The organism is Salinithrix halophila, assembly GCF_042650125.1.
Lineage (GTDB): Bacteria > Bacillota > Bacilli > Thermoactinomycetales > DSM-45169 > Salinithrix > Salinithrix halophila.
This window is the reverse complement of record NZ_JBHSAP010000018.1, coordinates 261506-275644: the sequence shown is the minus strand read 5'-3', so window position 1 is coordinate 275644 and position 14139 is coordinate 261506. Positions and strand designations below refer to the sequence as shown.

Sequence of the window (14139 nt, the reverse complement as noted above, 5' to 3'; positions counted from 1 at the left end):
CTTCGGTTCGTTTTTTCACTCTTGGTTTTTCGTCAACCGATCCATCAGGGCGTCATACTCAGGGCTGGATAGGAAATTATCCACGGAGATGTGTTGGGCGCCGGGTCTCTTGACTTTGGCTCGATCCGTCAGATTTTTATGGGTAAATACGATATCAGCATCCTCGGGCAGTTTGCTGACCGCCGTATTCGTCACTTCGATATCCAAGCCGGTTTTTTGCACTTTATTTTTCAAAATCGAGGCCCCCATGGCACTGGAGCCCATCCCAGCGTCACAAGCAAACACGATTTTTTTCACTTTCGAAACAGGCGTGTCGGCAGTCAAGATCGAACGAGCCGCGCTTTTCTTTCCTTTCATCTCTTCCATGTTGCGTGCCGCTGCCTCTATATCTTCTTCTCCCGGCGCGCTACGTTTAAGGAGCAATGAAGCGATTAAGAAGGAAACAACTGCGGCCACTACCACTCCGGCAAGAACTCCGATATACCCGCCTCGCGGGGTCATCGCCATCAGGGCGAAGATGCTTCCTGGGGAGGGAACGGCCACCAAACCAGCACCGAAGAGAGTAAAAGTAAATACCCCACTGATGCCCCCGGCAATGGCAGCCAAAAGGAGAATCGGCTTCATGAGGATATAAGGAAAATAGATTTCATGAATACCGCCGAGGAACTGAATGACGACTGCTCCGGGAGCCGATTGTTTCGCTATCCCTTTGCCGAACAGCCAATAGGCTAGTAAGATGCCAAGTCCCGGACCCGGATTAGATTCCAATAGGAACAGGATCGATTGTCCGGTCCGTGCGGCTTGATCCACCCCGATTGGGCTGAGAATGCCGTGGTTGATTGCGTTGTTTAAAAAGAGGACTTTGGCCGGTTCGATAAACAGATTGGCCAAGGGGAGCAATCCCATGCCGATAATGGCTTCCACGCCGGCAGCCAACGCTTTGTTTAACCCGAGGACCATGGGTCCGATCGCCAGATAGGCCCCTACTGTAAGCAAACCGGCAACGATCCCGGCAGAGAAGTTGTTGACAAGCATCTCAAAACCAGAACGAATCTTCCCTTCGAAGAAACGGTCTGTTCGATAAATCGCCCAACCACCGAGGGGACCCATGATCATGGCTCCGAGGAACATGGGGATGTCAGAACCCACAATTACCCCGATCGTGGCTGTTGCACCTACCACCCCACCCCGTGCACCATATACCATGTTTCCGCCGGTAAAACCGATTAAAAGCGGAAGCAGATAAATAATCATCGGTTCGACCAGTTGGGCCAGTTTTTCATTGGGGAGCCAGCCAGTCGGAATAAAGAGTGCCGTAATCAATCCCCATGCGATGAAAGCGCCAATGTTGGGCATAATCATCCCGCTGAGGTAGCTTCCCATCCGCTGAATGTTCATCCGCCACGGTTGGGTGCCGTTTCCGCCCAAGTTCCCTTGATTGCTTGACATGTCCATCCCTCCTTGAATACCGCTTATCTTTAGAATAAAGCGGTTTCACCCCGTTCTCAATGAAAGGAAAGCGCACTTTTGTCAAGCACATTGTTGACATGGTTGATGAATGGACACTTATCGGTTAGTATGGCTTCGAACCTTCGCTTCCATATCTGAGGTAACCGCCGTCGAGGAAGTAGAAAAAGCCGGGGACTATAGTCCCCGGCTTTCACAACAAGCTTCGATTCTTAATATCGATATAGGTGTGAATCACGGAGCCCGCCAGCTGACCTGGAGGAACATCCAGCACGACCACCCCCCGCCGCTTGAGTTGGGTTAATCGCTCGGTTCGCTCTTCACTGATCACTTCCGCTACCGCTTTCCGGTAAACATCGGGTTCGTCTTCAGGGAAGCGGCCCGCTTCTTTCTTCGAGAGAGGATCCTGAATCGTCACGGTCAGAACGAGGTGACGTCGCCTTAGTACAGCGAGTTGCCGAATCAGTTCCTCGGCAAAGATCAGATTACCCGCATCAGTGAATAGGGAAACCAATGCTCGGCGTTTATGGTGAAGTACTAAGGTTTCCATCGCCATTTGGTAGGCGGATTCTACAAAGTCCGCTTCCAAATCGTAAACCGCTTCGATAAGGCGCTTCAGCTGCCGGGTGCCTTTTCCGGGTGGAACCCAACGTTTGATACGATCGGAGAAAGCGAGCAAACTGACTTGGTCCCCCCGCTCAAGAGCCATAGCGGCGAAGGCGAGGGCTCCCTCAATCGCCCGATCCAGACGGGTTTTTTCTCCGTCTCTCACACCCATGACCCGTCCGCAATCAATCAGGATGACCGCCTGTTGCCCATGTTCCGGCTGGTAGACATTGGCTACCAGCTTTCCACGGCGAGCCGTGGCGTTCCAATTGATCCACCGGGGATCATCCCCTGGGACGTACTCCCGGATGTGAGAGAACGCTGTGCTCCTCCCCCAGCCTTTGCTGCTATGAGAGCCTTCAGCCGCCAATTTTCGGTAGACGCCGCTCCGCACTTTACGAACTTCTGTGAGCAGTGGATAGACCTGTTTCTCCTCCGCTGCATGAATAACCTGCTGGAGGAGGACGAGCCCAAGGGGGCCGCCGATCCGAACATGGATGTCTCCAAATCGATGGCACCCTCGCTGGTGGGGACGTGCCCGGTAGGTGACTGCCGCGACTCCATTGGGAGGCAGTTTCAATCTCATTTCACGCCGGTCAGTGGTAAACCCGTTGGGGTAATCGTCTCTTAACGTAAGGGTCAAGGGAATCCCGCCAGGATGGGCTGCGGACAACTCCACGGGTACATCCTCCCCCAGCTCAAAGAATACATCACTTCTCCGGGTGAGGATAAGTGGTTGGCAATGGTAGAGCTTCCGCCCTTCACGCAGGACCACCGCCGTCAACAGTAGGTAGTAGGTTGAAGTGAAAAGAATCGTATATCCCAAACCCCAACCCAGAGCAGTGACAGCGAGTCCGGTGGCAAACCATCCCAGTAGCCGAGTGGTGGGCAACCATGTACTACCGCGGGACGGAGACCGAACGGATGATTTCCCCGACGAGGTCATCGGTACCCATCCCCTCCAGTTCCGCATCAGGGTTTAATACCAATCTGTGGCGCAATACAGGCACCACTACCCCTTTCACATCATCCGGAGTGACGAACTCCCGCCCTTCAAGCGCAGCCCAGGCTCGAGAAAGAGCGAGCAGGCTGATCCCCGCCCGAGGACTGGCTCCCAACATGATCTGGGGGTGTTCCCGTGTTGCCCGAACAATGGAAGTAATATAGCGAATGACGGAATCATCGGCGTGGATTGCCTCGATGCGGCGGCGGAAGTCCATGAGTTCCTCAGGAACGATCAAGGGGGAAAGAATCGAATCCCTTCTTTGAGTGAGGCGGTGCCCCTTCAAAATCGCGATCTCTTTGTCCTCTTCTGGGTAACCAATGACCAGCTTCATGGTGAACCGGTCCAGTTGGGCTTCCGGCAGGGGATACGTTCCTTCATACTCGATCGGGTTTTGGGTAGCGACGACAAAAAAAGGATCCGGCAGCGTCATCGATTCCCCGTCTACCGTCACCTGCCCCTCTTCCATCGCTTCCAGCAGCGCAGCCTGGGTTTTAGGCGGTGTACGGTTGATTTCATCCGCCAATAAAAGATGAGTGAATAAAGGCCCTCGTTTAAAACTGAAACGCCCGCTCTGAACATCGAAGATTTTGGTACCCGTCACATCTGAAGGCATCAGATCCGGGGTAAACTGCACCCGGGAGAAGCTGGCATCCACGGCTGCTCCCAGGGAACGCACCATCATGGTCTTCCCCAAGCCGGGAACTCCCTCCAGGAGGACATGTCCGCCTGTCAGCATAGCGATCCACAAAAGCCTTAAATGGTCGCCTTGCCCCTCCATCACCTCCGAAAGTCGCCGAATGACTTCTTCCGAGCGTTGGGCAATCCTTTCCGTATCGATGGTTTGGATTTCCATTCACTGATCTCCTTTCGTATTTGTTGTATCTCCTGACTGACACGGATCAGCTCCTCTCCTTTTACCCGCTTGGGTAACTGATCCATTCGGTTTGCCAACAAGGTGAAGCGGGAGGCACTCTCTTCGCCGAGGAAGCGGCTTAATTGGCTGGCTATCGTTTCCGGGGAGGAGGAAACAGATAGGCCCAGATTCCGGGCAGCTTCCCGGAGCAACCCTTTCCATTGCAACAGAAGCGCGTCTCTACCTAAAGCGGCTCCTTGGTAGAGAGAAGCCATGGCCTGTACATATTCATCAAAGCGACCGGTTTCCGCTGCCGTTTCCCACCGTGGAGCCGCGAATCGTTTTCCTCGGCTGTACAGCCATATCAAGAACCAGGCACCTCCCAACAGAAGTAACAACCAGCCCTCTGGTGCGATCAGTTCGGTCAACGAATCGGGCTTTTTGCCTCCGGACACAATTGGTTTCCGAAATCCATCTCCAAACCAGAGGCGGTCACCAGCCAGAGAGGCGAGGTGAAGGGCCAGGCCCAGGTTATCCCCTTTGCGGATATGGTCATTGGTGAAAAACCCAGGTTCCGGTACATAGTAGATGGTTCCTTTTCCAAGGTTGCTCCGCCCCATGCGCGGGCTCCCTTCCCGGTCTGACCAGGCCCCTTTCCCCGCTCCCTCTTCTAAGCGGTTATTTTCCGGAAAGGAAAGAACTCTCACTTCTTTGAGCCATGGAACGGAGACGGATTCCATGGCTACGACCTGTTCTTTGCCGTTACCCGGACGGGAAGAAAAACCGAACTCCTCCGCCAAAGGATGGCCTGGACTAGTGAAGAGCGCTAATGTATTCCCCTTCCGAATCCAGCGGGTCAACCTCTTTTTGTTTTTTTCTGGGACCAGAAACTGGCCTGGTTCCGTCATGAGCAACACCTGGCCCTTTCCTGACGGAAACTCCTTCCATCCGAGATCCCAGCGTCCCACTGGCGCTCCGCGGGTTTTCATGAGTTCATATAACCCCTTTAATCCATCCGCAGAAGCACTCCGACTGGTATAAGGTTCCTGAGGGCCAGGAACGAGAGCGGTTGCAGCCGCGAACAATCCCGCAATCAATAGCAGAAGCAGTCCGAGCCATAGTACAATCCTTTGACTCATTGATTTCCGCCCCCCTTTACCAACTTCTGCGAAAGGCTGTGGAACTCTCTGTAGTCTCCTTCTCCGGTTTCTTTGGCCCCATACCGGATTCGGTCGAACAGAAATGTGATACCTGCAAACAAGGGGAGAAGATCGGGACGTCGGCGGCTTACTTCCTCCCGGTAATCTCGGTTAGCCTTAAAGACGTCGCGCAAAAGGACACCCCGTTCATCCAGGTACTCCAGCACCGCGCGATATAAGCAACGGACTCCTTCCTTGTAGTCACCCTCTGCGGCAAAAGCTTCCCCTTTATCCCACCAAGAACTGGCGGTTTCCATCGCATCGGGCTCCCTCTCGGCGACAAAGCCAGGTATTCGGCGTCCCCAGTAGAGGCGCCGTCCTACCCAACCAAGGACAAAAAGCAAAATGCCTGTTAACAAAAGGGGCAACAGCCAGCCGATTCGGGTATCCACTTCAACACCCAATAGGCGTTCCACCCCACCACCCAGGATACGGACTATTTCATTCATCCAGCTGTCAATCCGATGAAGCCATATATCCAGCCACCGTTGACCGGTAAATTCTCGGCTATTCAAGATGTCAGTCAGTTGCTGACGGGCTTTTTCATATTCTATCGACATGGGGCTCCTCCTTACTGCACCGCCCGTTTGGGCAGGGATTCCAGGGTGGAAACCAAATCAATCCCTTCCCGACGGGACCGACGATCATGATAGAGGAGGGTAGCCAGGATCGGTTGCAAAGCCATGGGTAAACAAGTGAAAAAGGTGGCCGGGAACGCAAGGAGGAAGCTCCCCCATCCGGAAAAGGACGAAAGATCCGGCGCGAAGGCCATCTCTAATACCATCGAAGGAACCGTGCTGAATATCTCACCGATGAGGAAAACAGGGAGCATCAACCCGAATGTTCGCCAAAAGGACCTCTCCGTCAGTTTCCAACTGCGTTGGAAAGCTTGAAAATAACCAACTCCCTCTTTCATAACCACCGGAACTACCAGCAGGAGACGGGTATAGATGAATACATAGCCTCCTGTTCCCAGTATCACAAATAAGATGGCCGCAACGGCGAGCGATACCCCCCAATCTTCCAGCATAGAGCCTAAGAGAACAGCAGGCACGAACAGAAGAAGACCGAGGACGAATAGTGCAGCCGTTGTTAATAAACCCAGCAGGAGACAAGTGAGGATGACCCTCCAACCGTTTCGACCTACTTCCGCCAACGCGTCTTGAAAGGAGATTCCTCGGCCGGTTCGGATCCGTTCAGCCGTTGCTGTCGTCACCCCGGCCTCCATCAGAGGAGTAAGGGCTACCGAGCTCAGTAGAAAGATTAATCCTGTAAGCAACAACAGCAACAATTCAAACCAATCCGGTGAGGAGGATGCCGCCGCCAACGGATCAGCGGAACCCGTCAGCAGGAGCGCGAACTGAATAAACAACCAGGGAGCACCCAGAAAAAGAAATAAGATGGATAAAACAACCGTCCAGTCGGATCGGTAAATCCGAAATACACCGTCTAACAATTCGAAAAACCCCCGCGGTCGAAGGGGATTTCCTACATGATTTTCATTGCTCAACAACATTCTCCCTCCGGTTTGGAAGAGATAGAAGCCCGGGTCCCGCTGGCCCGGGCTTCTATCCTGATCCCATTCATCTCAACCTTTACGAATAGCTTCCAGTGTGGAAGCATCTAATCGGCGTACGACAGCGGCAAGAAACCGCCGGGATGACTCGATATCTTCCTTATCCACCACAGCGGCATGAGAGTGGATATAACGGGCACAGATGCCCAAGGCCGCCGAAGGGACTCCTTCTCCCGTCAAGTGAACGGCACCGGCATCGGTTCCTCCCTGGGAAATGAAAAATTGATAGGGAATCCCCTCTTGTTCCGCCGTTTCAATGAGGAATTCCCGCATGCCCGGAAGAGGAACCATCGAGCGGTCAAACAAGCGGATCACCACGCCTCCTCCCAACTTTCCGTACCCATCTCTGATCCCTGGCGTATCCCCAGCCGGACCGGCGTCAACGGCGAAGAAAACATCCGGTTGGATCAGGTTGGCAGCCACCTTTGCCCCCCGAAGTCCTACTTCTTCCTGGACCGTCGCCCCGGAATACAGAATATTGGGGTGAGCGTCTCCCTTTAACGCCTCTAATAACTCCAGGGCCAGCCCGCAGCCGAATCGGTTGTCCCAGGCCTTGGACAACAGACGCTTCCCTCCTTCCATTTCAACAAAAGGAAAAAAGGGAGCAGCAGGGTCTCCGGGTCTCACTCCCACCTTTTCGGCTTCCTCCCGGCTGTCTGCCCCAATATCAATAAACATCTCCGCAATATCAACCGGCCTTTTCCGGGACTCCTCCTTTAAAAGGTGAGGAGGCACCGAACCGATCACTCCCGGAATCCGCTTTCCTTCCCGGGTGATAATTTGCACCCGCTGAGCCAGCATGACCTGGCTCCACCATCCTCCCAAGGTTTGAAACTTAAGAAATCCTTGATCCGTGATCCGGGTGATCATAAACCCGACTTCATCCATATGTCCTGCCACCATGACTCGGGGGCCGGAATCCTTCCCCCGCAGAACCCCGAACAACCCGCCGAGGCGGTCTTGCACCGTCTCCTCGGTTAACCCGGACAAATGCTGTCGTAAAGCTTCCCGCACCTCCCCTTCTGCCCCGGGTACACCTGGGAGCTGGGTCAGCTCTTCAAACCGCTTCCAGTTCACCATAGCCATCACACCATCTTTCTTATGTATCCGTCTTCTCCGTCTCTGCGTCCCCGGCCTTGGCCCACTCCCTGTACCGACGGTGAACGGTGGCCCGGGAAACATCATATCCGAATCCTTGCATTGTGGCCGCGATTTCCTCAAAAGTCAGGTTCTTTTCCTTGAGGGCCACAATCTGCTCTACTGGGACCTCTTTTTTATCCCGCCCCCCCTTTCCCTGGTTTTTCAGATTGAGGGCCGGATTGTAGCCTTTTTCTCGTATGGCACGCTGCATACCCCAGGAGATTTTCTGGCTCATCCATTTCCGCTGGAGTTCCTCCACCTTGGCCATGATATGGAGAATCGTAGACTCTCCCGCTTCCAGTTCCAACTCTCCCCCCGTCTGCCTACTCATAATCCTGCAGCCGAGACGATGGAGCTGGTGGATTACCGCTAGTTTGGCTTCTCCCCGTCCGAGCCGGGTGTCGTCTTGAACCAGTACCGTATCCGCATCATGGGTACGAATCGCGTCTAAGAGGCGATACAGCCCTTCCCGATTCAGCTCAAAACCGCTCTGTTGTTCCGTGATGACCGCAACCACGTCACACCCTTGTTCTTCCGCCAAGCTTTGTAAATCGGCTACTTGGCGTTCGAGGCTGGTCTCCTGCTCCGCCCGTTTCGTACTGACCCGAGCATACACGATTCCTTTCATCTCGTCCCTCCCTCCCCTTGTCAAATGAATGCCTTTTCGCTATAGTTCTGTGGAGGAGTGATGCGGTATGATCACGGATGAAATGATTCAGCGGATCAATCATCTAGCCCGAAAAAAGAAGGCGGAAGGCCTCACCCCTGAGGAGACACAAGAACAAGCCCGCCTTCGGGAGACTTACCTGAAAGCGATCCGCGGGTCGGTGAAAAATCAGTTGGACCGAGTCCGTTTCGTTGATGAAAACGGCCAGATTAAAAACTGAAACCAAACCTTTGCATACCTTCAGTGTATCAGTTTTGATTCCGCTTTTCACGCAAAAGGAGAGGCGTTCTGCCCCTGCCAGCCCTAGGCTGGCAGGGGCTTTTTAAGGTTCTTCCCAGCGAAACCCTACTTTAGCTAACTTGCTCCCGGCCAGGGGATTGTTCCACCTCCATCCCTGGGTTAAAGGATACGAGAGCCCCTTGATTCTCTCAAGTATGCTATCAATGATTGTTGGTTTTTGATTTAAAAATAAATATTAGTTTTTAACGCAAACCGGTTATTGTTAGAAATGAGTCTATCCGATATAATAGATAATGAATATTCCCATTCCGGAGGGGATTCTGAATGTTGCCCTATAAAGAACTTGCCCAGTTGGACAAATTGGTCCATGAACCAGCCCGCCTGTCAGTCCTGACGGCACTTTCTGCCTGTACCCTGGCGGAATTTCTCTTCCTCCAAGACCTGACGGGTTTGACCAAGGGCAACCTTTCCAGTCATTTGGCCAAGTTGGAAAAGGCCGGCCTGGTTTTCATCGATAAGCACTTCGTCCGCAAAAAGATCCCCCAAACAACGATCCGGATCACCTCTGACGGTCGGGCGGCTGTTGAGCGCCATTGGCGGCAACTGGAGTCCATCCATCGAGCCATCCAGCAACAGGGCGCCCACAACGATAAACGTTCCTCCACAGTTTAAAATGGGAGGCTCCTATTCAACACACAAAACCCTCAGTCGCAGCTGAGGGTTTTGTGTGTTGAAACCTTTCCACAGAGATACCCGATGAATTTACTCTTAACGTCACGGTTTCTAGACCATCGGATTATCATTCTCTACTAAAAGGGTGTTTATTCCCATGCACTTCCTACCTTCATCACACCTTTAAAGTACCTTGATTCGGTTCAGCTCGTTGCATCGGCTTTGATCGATACGCCAACGGACACAAAGCGGCGATGAAACAAAGCAAGGAACAGGTCTGGAACATGGCTGGGTAGGAGAAAATATCCGCCACGGGGCCCATGGCCAGTGCCCCGAGTGCAAATCCAAAGTCCGCCGCCCCGATGAACAACCCGATGAGAAACCCCCTGGCCCCCTCTGGTACCCGAAAGGAAATGAATGTGAGCAACGTGGGGTAAAGAACCGAGAAAGCCAACCCATTGAGAACAGCGGACACCATGAGCAAGGGAGGCGACACGGTCATCCCCAGCGTCAAGGAACCGAATCCCGCTACCGCTGCTAATAGCATCGCAGATCCCCCCGGCGCCCTGCCGTCGGATCGAATGAGATGCCGACCAAAGAAACGGCACAGGACAAGGACAACGGTTTGCACCAAAAAATAGATGCTTCCATAAGGGGATCCCTGCTCTTTTAAATATAACGGGAGAAAGGTAAAAATCGCTCCATTCGCTACCGAGGCCAACAGCATCACCGTACTGGAAACCACCAGAACCCGACTCTTCCAAGCACCTAAAGGCGATGAATGGGAAGGAGTTGCCTGACCATCTTCCTGGGTTTTACGCGCGACAAGCAGAGAAAAACCAAAGTTTAGCGCTCCCATGACAAAGAGCAATCCAAAGATCCATCCCATAGGGAAGAGATCTTTTAGGTAGAGAGTCAAAGCAGGGCCGAAGGTCGTCGGTAACATCGTTGCCAGCGAATAAAGAGACAACCCTTGCCCTCGAAGGCGTTCCGAAAGTAAGTCCATCGTGATAATTTCCATGGCTGTCGAAAAAAAAGCCGCCACTACCCCTTGAATGGCTCGAACAATACCAAAGACCCAAAGGTCAGGGACGAAATACCCCAATAAGGAGACGGAAAAAATCAGCAAGGCGATGACAAAGACCCGCCGGGCCCCCCAACGATCGATGATTTTCCCTGCCGAGGGACGGGCCAGCATGGATGTGAACATGGTGACCCCCATAATCCAGCCAATCTCGGTTTGATTCGCCCCATGTGCTAGGGCGTAGAAAGGAAGGATCATCAGCACCATGTAAACCACCGAGTAAAACAGGATGGTCACGGCGTATACTTGGAGAGCCGGGAACGAAAAGGGATTTTCCCGCTGCTCCATCCGGTTCGTCATCTTCGCACCTCATGGAAACGGGTTGGACAATCCAGGATTTCAACCAACTCGGGCTGATAGTTGGCAGTCTCCACTGGATAGCGGCTATGGGGAACCAACTCCCGCACCCGACGACGTAGGCCCATAGGCTCTATCTCTACGTTTAAACCCCGCTCTTTCATCCAGACATCATTGTAGATGGTAGGCAGGTACCGCTCCCCGTTGTCCGGCGCTAAACAAGCGATTCGCTTTCCACTCCCCCATTCTTGGACCAACTTCCAGGCGACCACCAAACCCGCCCCCGTAGAACCTCCCCCCAACACCCCTTCGTACCGGGCCAGTAACCGACACATTAGAAATGCGTCTTCATCCGGAACTTTATAAATCTCATCAATGCGGCTTAAATCGTCGATATTGGGCGGGGTCCAGCTTAGCCCCATCCCAGGGAGTAAATACGAATGGGCTTTTCCTCCGAAGATAGTGGAACCGACTGCATCGACAGCAATCACGCGGATATGGGGCGCATGTTCTTTGAAGTAGCGGGAAAATCCCCCGAGTTGTCCTCCCGTGCTTACCGTCAGGATCACAGCGTCCAACTTCCCCTGGCACTGCTCCATCAATTCCTGGGCGGTCTGCCGATAGTGCGCTTCGCTGTTGAGAGGGTTGAAACATTGATCCGGGCGGAATGATCCGGGAATTTCCCGATGCAGTCGGTTGGCTAAAGCGATCCGTGTCTTGTGATACGAACCGCTGTCATCTTTTTCTGTTACCACCCGTACATCGGCTCCGAACGCCTTCATCATGGCCAAATTGACCGGTGTGGTTTTGGGATCGACGAGAACAATCACCCGGTACCCCTTGGCCGCCCCGATCATCGCCAAAGTGATACCAAAATTGCCGCTGGAAGACTCAATGATCGTCCCCCCTGGTTTGAGCCACCCCCGACGCTCTGCTTCTTCGATAATGTAGAGAGCCGGGCGGTCTTTGATACTTCCACCCGGATTGGTTCGTTCCATCTTTAACAAAAGTTCACTATCTTGATCTTCCACCAAATTCTGAAGCCGGATCAACGGCGTCTGGCCCACAGTATCCAGAAGCGTTTTCACACGAACCACCTCTCTTGTTTTCTATGTATACAAACCCATTGACGAGTCGAATAACGAACCTTCACGCCTCCTTTGTTGTTTAGTTATAACAAAAAACAACGAACACCTCGTGTATATTGTAATTAAATCTTATTAATTAGCGGTATATTCCATTTGACGGATGTGTGAAAACTTGTTTTAAAACAACAAAATGGCTGACGCCTCCATAAAAGGGATCCGTCAGCCATTTTGGTTCCTTATTAACCAATCACCCTGTTTTACGAAGCTAGTTCTCCTTCGTATTTCTTTGGTTCCAATTTGTATCTTTTAACAAGCCATGGAGTCATAGCGCTGAATAAGATGAAACAAACCCCTGCCAAGAAAAAGACACCACCGATACCGATCCATTTCGCTATGATGACGCCAAGTAAAGGAGAAATCAACAAGGCGGAATTTTGGAGTCCATGGGTAACCGCTATAATCCGTCCGGTCATTTCCTGTGGCGTTTCTGAGTGGATAAGGGTTGTGTAAGTAACCGCAGACAAGGGACTAATTGCTCCTACCAAAAACCATACAAACATCCAGACAAAAAAAGGGGCTACAAACCACCTCCACCCTCCTATACCAATAAACAACAACACTCAGCCTCCTACCAACCCAACAGTAGCGATCATTGCTAAAGGATTCTCAAAACGTCGACGAAGAGGCGTGACCAGGAAAGTACCTAGAATACTTCCTACAGCAATGACACTCAAGAGCGTCCCAAAATCGTCAATACCCATTCCGAGTTTTTTTGCCCAAAGAACAATCAACTTGTCAAAAAACCATATGAGAAACATGGAAAACGTCATCGATCCAATCGTGAATACCAGTATACGATTAGACTGAATATAACGAATTCCATTTACAAAATCATTCCAAAAAAGTCCGCTTTCCTGATTTCTTTCTGTTTTCCTCTTCTCCTTAGGCAACTGGAGTAAAGCGATGAATGCCAATAAAAAGCCGATTCCTTCCAGGATAAACACCATCTGCGGATCAAATGCCGCAACTATTATCCCCCCAAGTGTTGGTGCAAGAATTTTGGCACCATTCATCGAGAATTGACTTAACATATTGGCTTCCTGCAGTTGGTCTCGGGGAACAACAAACCTCATGTAAGATTGTCGTGCCGGGTCAAAAATAACGTCCAGGATTTCTTTGAAGAAAACAAGTGGAAGTAAAACGTATAGGTTTGGCACAAAGATAAAACCAATTACAAATGGAATACGCAATAGACAGCACATGATCATCAGGATTTTTTTAGATGATCGGTCAACGACTACAGCCAACCAAGGGCCGACTAAAATCCATGGAATGCCCGTTGTTATAGCAAATGCAGCTAAGGCCCCTGCTCCGAGGCCCCAATGGTAAACAATCAAAGCTTCGATCGCTATAAAGTCAAACCAATTCCCAAGATCAGAAAACAACTGTGCTGTGAACAATCGGCGATACGAACGGATGCCAAGTGGAGCAAAAACGGAACGACTTGTGGTATCTTCCGCTTTAGATATCATGTCATATCTTTACTTTCGGAGAAAGCATGTTTCTTTCGTTGACTGGCTTTCTTAAATAGGCCTCGTGGATCCTGGCGGGGTGAAGTCGGGGGTCGTTCCAACTGGCGAATCATTCGTTCATACCATTCCATATCGAATCGAAGGCGATCCTTCAAGTAATCCATCTCTAGCCCACCGATTTCACTGATAGCAGAATAACCATTGGTAGACCATTGTTCAAAGTGGTGGAGCATTTGCTTTGTTTCTTTCCGTCGTAACTCCAGGTGATCCATCAATAATTCCCGATCTTCGGGTTTCCCTGTATCCCAGAAACTAAGTTTCATCAGGAGTTCATCTCTCACTTCAGGAAAAACGGGAGGTTGTTCAAGCCAATTGGATAGCTCCCGCCATCCTTTCGCTGTTAACTCGTAAATTTTCGTTTTCCTTCCATCTTCTTCAGCAGACTCCGTTTTGATGAACCCTTGGTGCTCAAGCTTCTTCAGTTGCGGATAAATACTCCCAAAACTAACACGCCCCCACCCTAACTCCCTCCCGTAATATTCCACTTCCGATTTAATACCGTATCCCGAATTCGGCGCCCAACTAAGTACGCCGAGTAAAATATGTTTTACGGACATTGAAATCACCCTTCCAATATATCGTAACGATATATTATCCTATGTCGTTTGTTTAGTCAAAAGGTTCGCTTGCAAAAACAAGCCTCCTTTTGCTA

At 51.6% G+C, this 14139-nt stretch carries 15 protein-coding genes; 2 read left to right on the top strand and 13 right to left on the bottom strand.

Annotated features, from left to right (window positions below; translation table 11 throughout):
• Nucleotides 1-15: 15 nt before the first annotated feature.
• The 8 genes from ACFOUO_RS14315 to ACFOUO_RS14280 form a co-directional block, all read right to left on the bottom strand.
• Nucleotides 16-1449 carry a PTS mannitol transporter subunit IICB gene (locus ACFOUO_RS14315; protein ID WP_380705828.1) on the bottom strand — a complete coding sequence of 478 codons (1434 nt, stop codon included), beginning with the start codon at nucleotides 1447-1449 and terminating at the stop codon, nucleotides 16-18.
• Between the two features lie 211 nt (nucleotides 1450-1660).
• Nucleotides 1661-3019: a DUF58 domain-containing protein gene (locus tag ACFOUO_RS14310; protein ID WP_380705827.1), complete on the bottom strand. Its 1359-nt coding sequence runs from the start codon at nucleotides 3017-3019 to the stop codon at nucleotides 1661-1663.
• A complete protein-coding gene (locus tag ACFOUO_RS14305) occupies nucleotides 2973-3932 on the bottom strand; it encodes an AAA family ATPase (protein ID WP_380705826.1) in 960 nt (319 codons plus the stop codon). Before ACFOUO_RS14305 ends, ACFOUO_RS14310 begins: the two co-directional genes overlap by 47 nt.
• The gene (locus ACFOUO_RS14300) at nucleotides 3857-5071 is read right to left on the bottom strand and encodes a DUF4350 domain-containing protein (RefSeq protein WP_380705825.1); all 1215 of its coding nucleotides are present in this window, start codon (nucleotides 5069-5071) and stop codon (nucleotides 3857-3859) included. Before ACFOUO_RS14300 ends, ACFOUO_RS14305 begins: the two co-directional genes overlap by 76 nt.
• A complete protein-coding gene (locus ACFOUO_RS14295; protein ID WP_380705824.1) occupies nucleotides 5068-5691 on the bottom strand; it encodes a DUF4129 domain-containing protein in 624 nt (207 codons plus the stop codon). Before ACFOUO_RS14295 ends, ACFOUO_RS14300 begins: the two co-directional genes overlap by 4 nt.
• A gap of 11 nt (nucleotides 5692-5702) precedes the next feature.
• Entirely contained in the window at nucleotides 5703-6641 is a 939-nt protein-coding gene (locus tag ACFOUO_RS14290) for a hypothetical protein (protein WP_380705823.1), read from the bottom strand.
• A gap of 78 nt (nucleotides 6642-6719) precedes the next feature.
• The gene (locus ACFOUO_RS14285; RefSeq protein WP_380705822.1) at nucleotides 6720-7793 is read right to left on the bottom strand and encodes a M42 family metallopeptidase; all 1074 of its coding nucleotides are present in this window, start codon (nucleotides 7791-7793) and stop codon (nucleotides 6720-6722) included.
• 13 nt (nucleotides 7794-7806) lie between these two features.
• Complete coding sequence (locus ACFOUO_RS14280; protein ID WP_380705821.1) at nucleotides 7807-8475, bottom strand: YneB family resolvase-like protein; 669 nt, start codon at nucleotides 8473-8475, stop codon at nucleotides 7807-7809.
• Nucleotides 8476-8542: 67 nt separating this feature from the next.
• Here ACFOUO_RS14280 and ACFOUO_RS14275 point away from each other — a divergent pair, with 67 nt between their 5' ends.
• The gene (locus ACFOUO_RS14275) at nucleotides 8543-8734 is read left to right on the top strand and encodes a DUF896 domain-containing protein (protein WP_380705820.1); all 192 of its coding nucleotides are present in this window, start codon (nucleotides 8543-8545) and stop codon (nucleotides 8732-8734) included.
• A gap of 344 nt (nucleotides 8735-9078) precedes the next feature.
• Nucleotides 9079-9426 carry a transcriptional regulator gene (locus tag ACFOUO_RS14270; RefSeq protein WP_380705819.1) on the top strand — a complete coding sequence of 116 codons (348 nt, stop codon included), beginning with the start codon at nucleotides 9079-9081 and terminating at the stop codon, nucleotides 9424-9426.
• Between the two features lie 175 nt (nucleotides 9427-9601).
• Here ACFOUO_RS14270 and cntE read toward each other — a convergent pair whose 3' ends face one another.
• From cntE to ACFOUO_RS14245, 5 genes are all read right to left on the bottom strand, one after another.
• Nucleotides 9602-10810 (bottom strand): staphylopine family metallophore export MFS transporter CntE, encoded by a 1209-nt coding sequence (gene cntE, locus ACFOUO_RS14265; RefSeq protein ID WP_380705818.1) that lies wholly within the window; start codon nucleotides 10808-10810, stop codon nucleotides 9602-9604.
• Nucleotides 10807-11895: a PLP-dependent cysteine synthase family protein gene (locus tag ACFOUO_RS14260; RefSeq protein ID WP_380705817.1), complete on the bottom strand. Its 1089-nt coding sequence runs from the start codon at nucleotides 11893-11895 to the stop codon at nucleotides 10807-10809. Before ACFOUO_RS14260 ends, cntE begins: the two co-directional genes overlap by 4 nt.
• A gap of 257 nt (nucleotides 11896-12152) precedes the next feature.
• Entirely contained in the window at nucleotides 12153-12512 is a 360-nt protein-coding gene (locus tag ACFOUO_RS14255) for a hypothetical protein (RefSeq protein WP_380705816.1), read from the bottom strand.
• 3 nt (nucleotides 12513-12515) lie between these two features.
• A complete protein-coding gene (locus ACFOUO_RS14250; protein ID WP_380705815.1) occupies nucleotides 12516-13427 on the bottom strand; it encodes an MFS transporter in 912 nt (303 codons plus the stop codon).
• Complete coding sequence (locus tag ACFOUO_RS14245) at nucleotides 13424-14044, bottom strand: helix-turn-helix transcriptional regulator (protein WP_380705814.1); 621 nt, start codon at nucleotides 14042-14044, stop codon at nucleotides 13424-13426. The genes ACFOUO_RS14250 and ACFOUO_RS14245 overlap by 4 nt, the downstream gene beginning before the upstream one ends.
• Nucleotides 14045-14139: the final 95 nt, after the last annotated feature.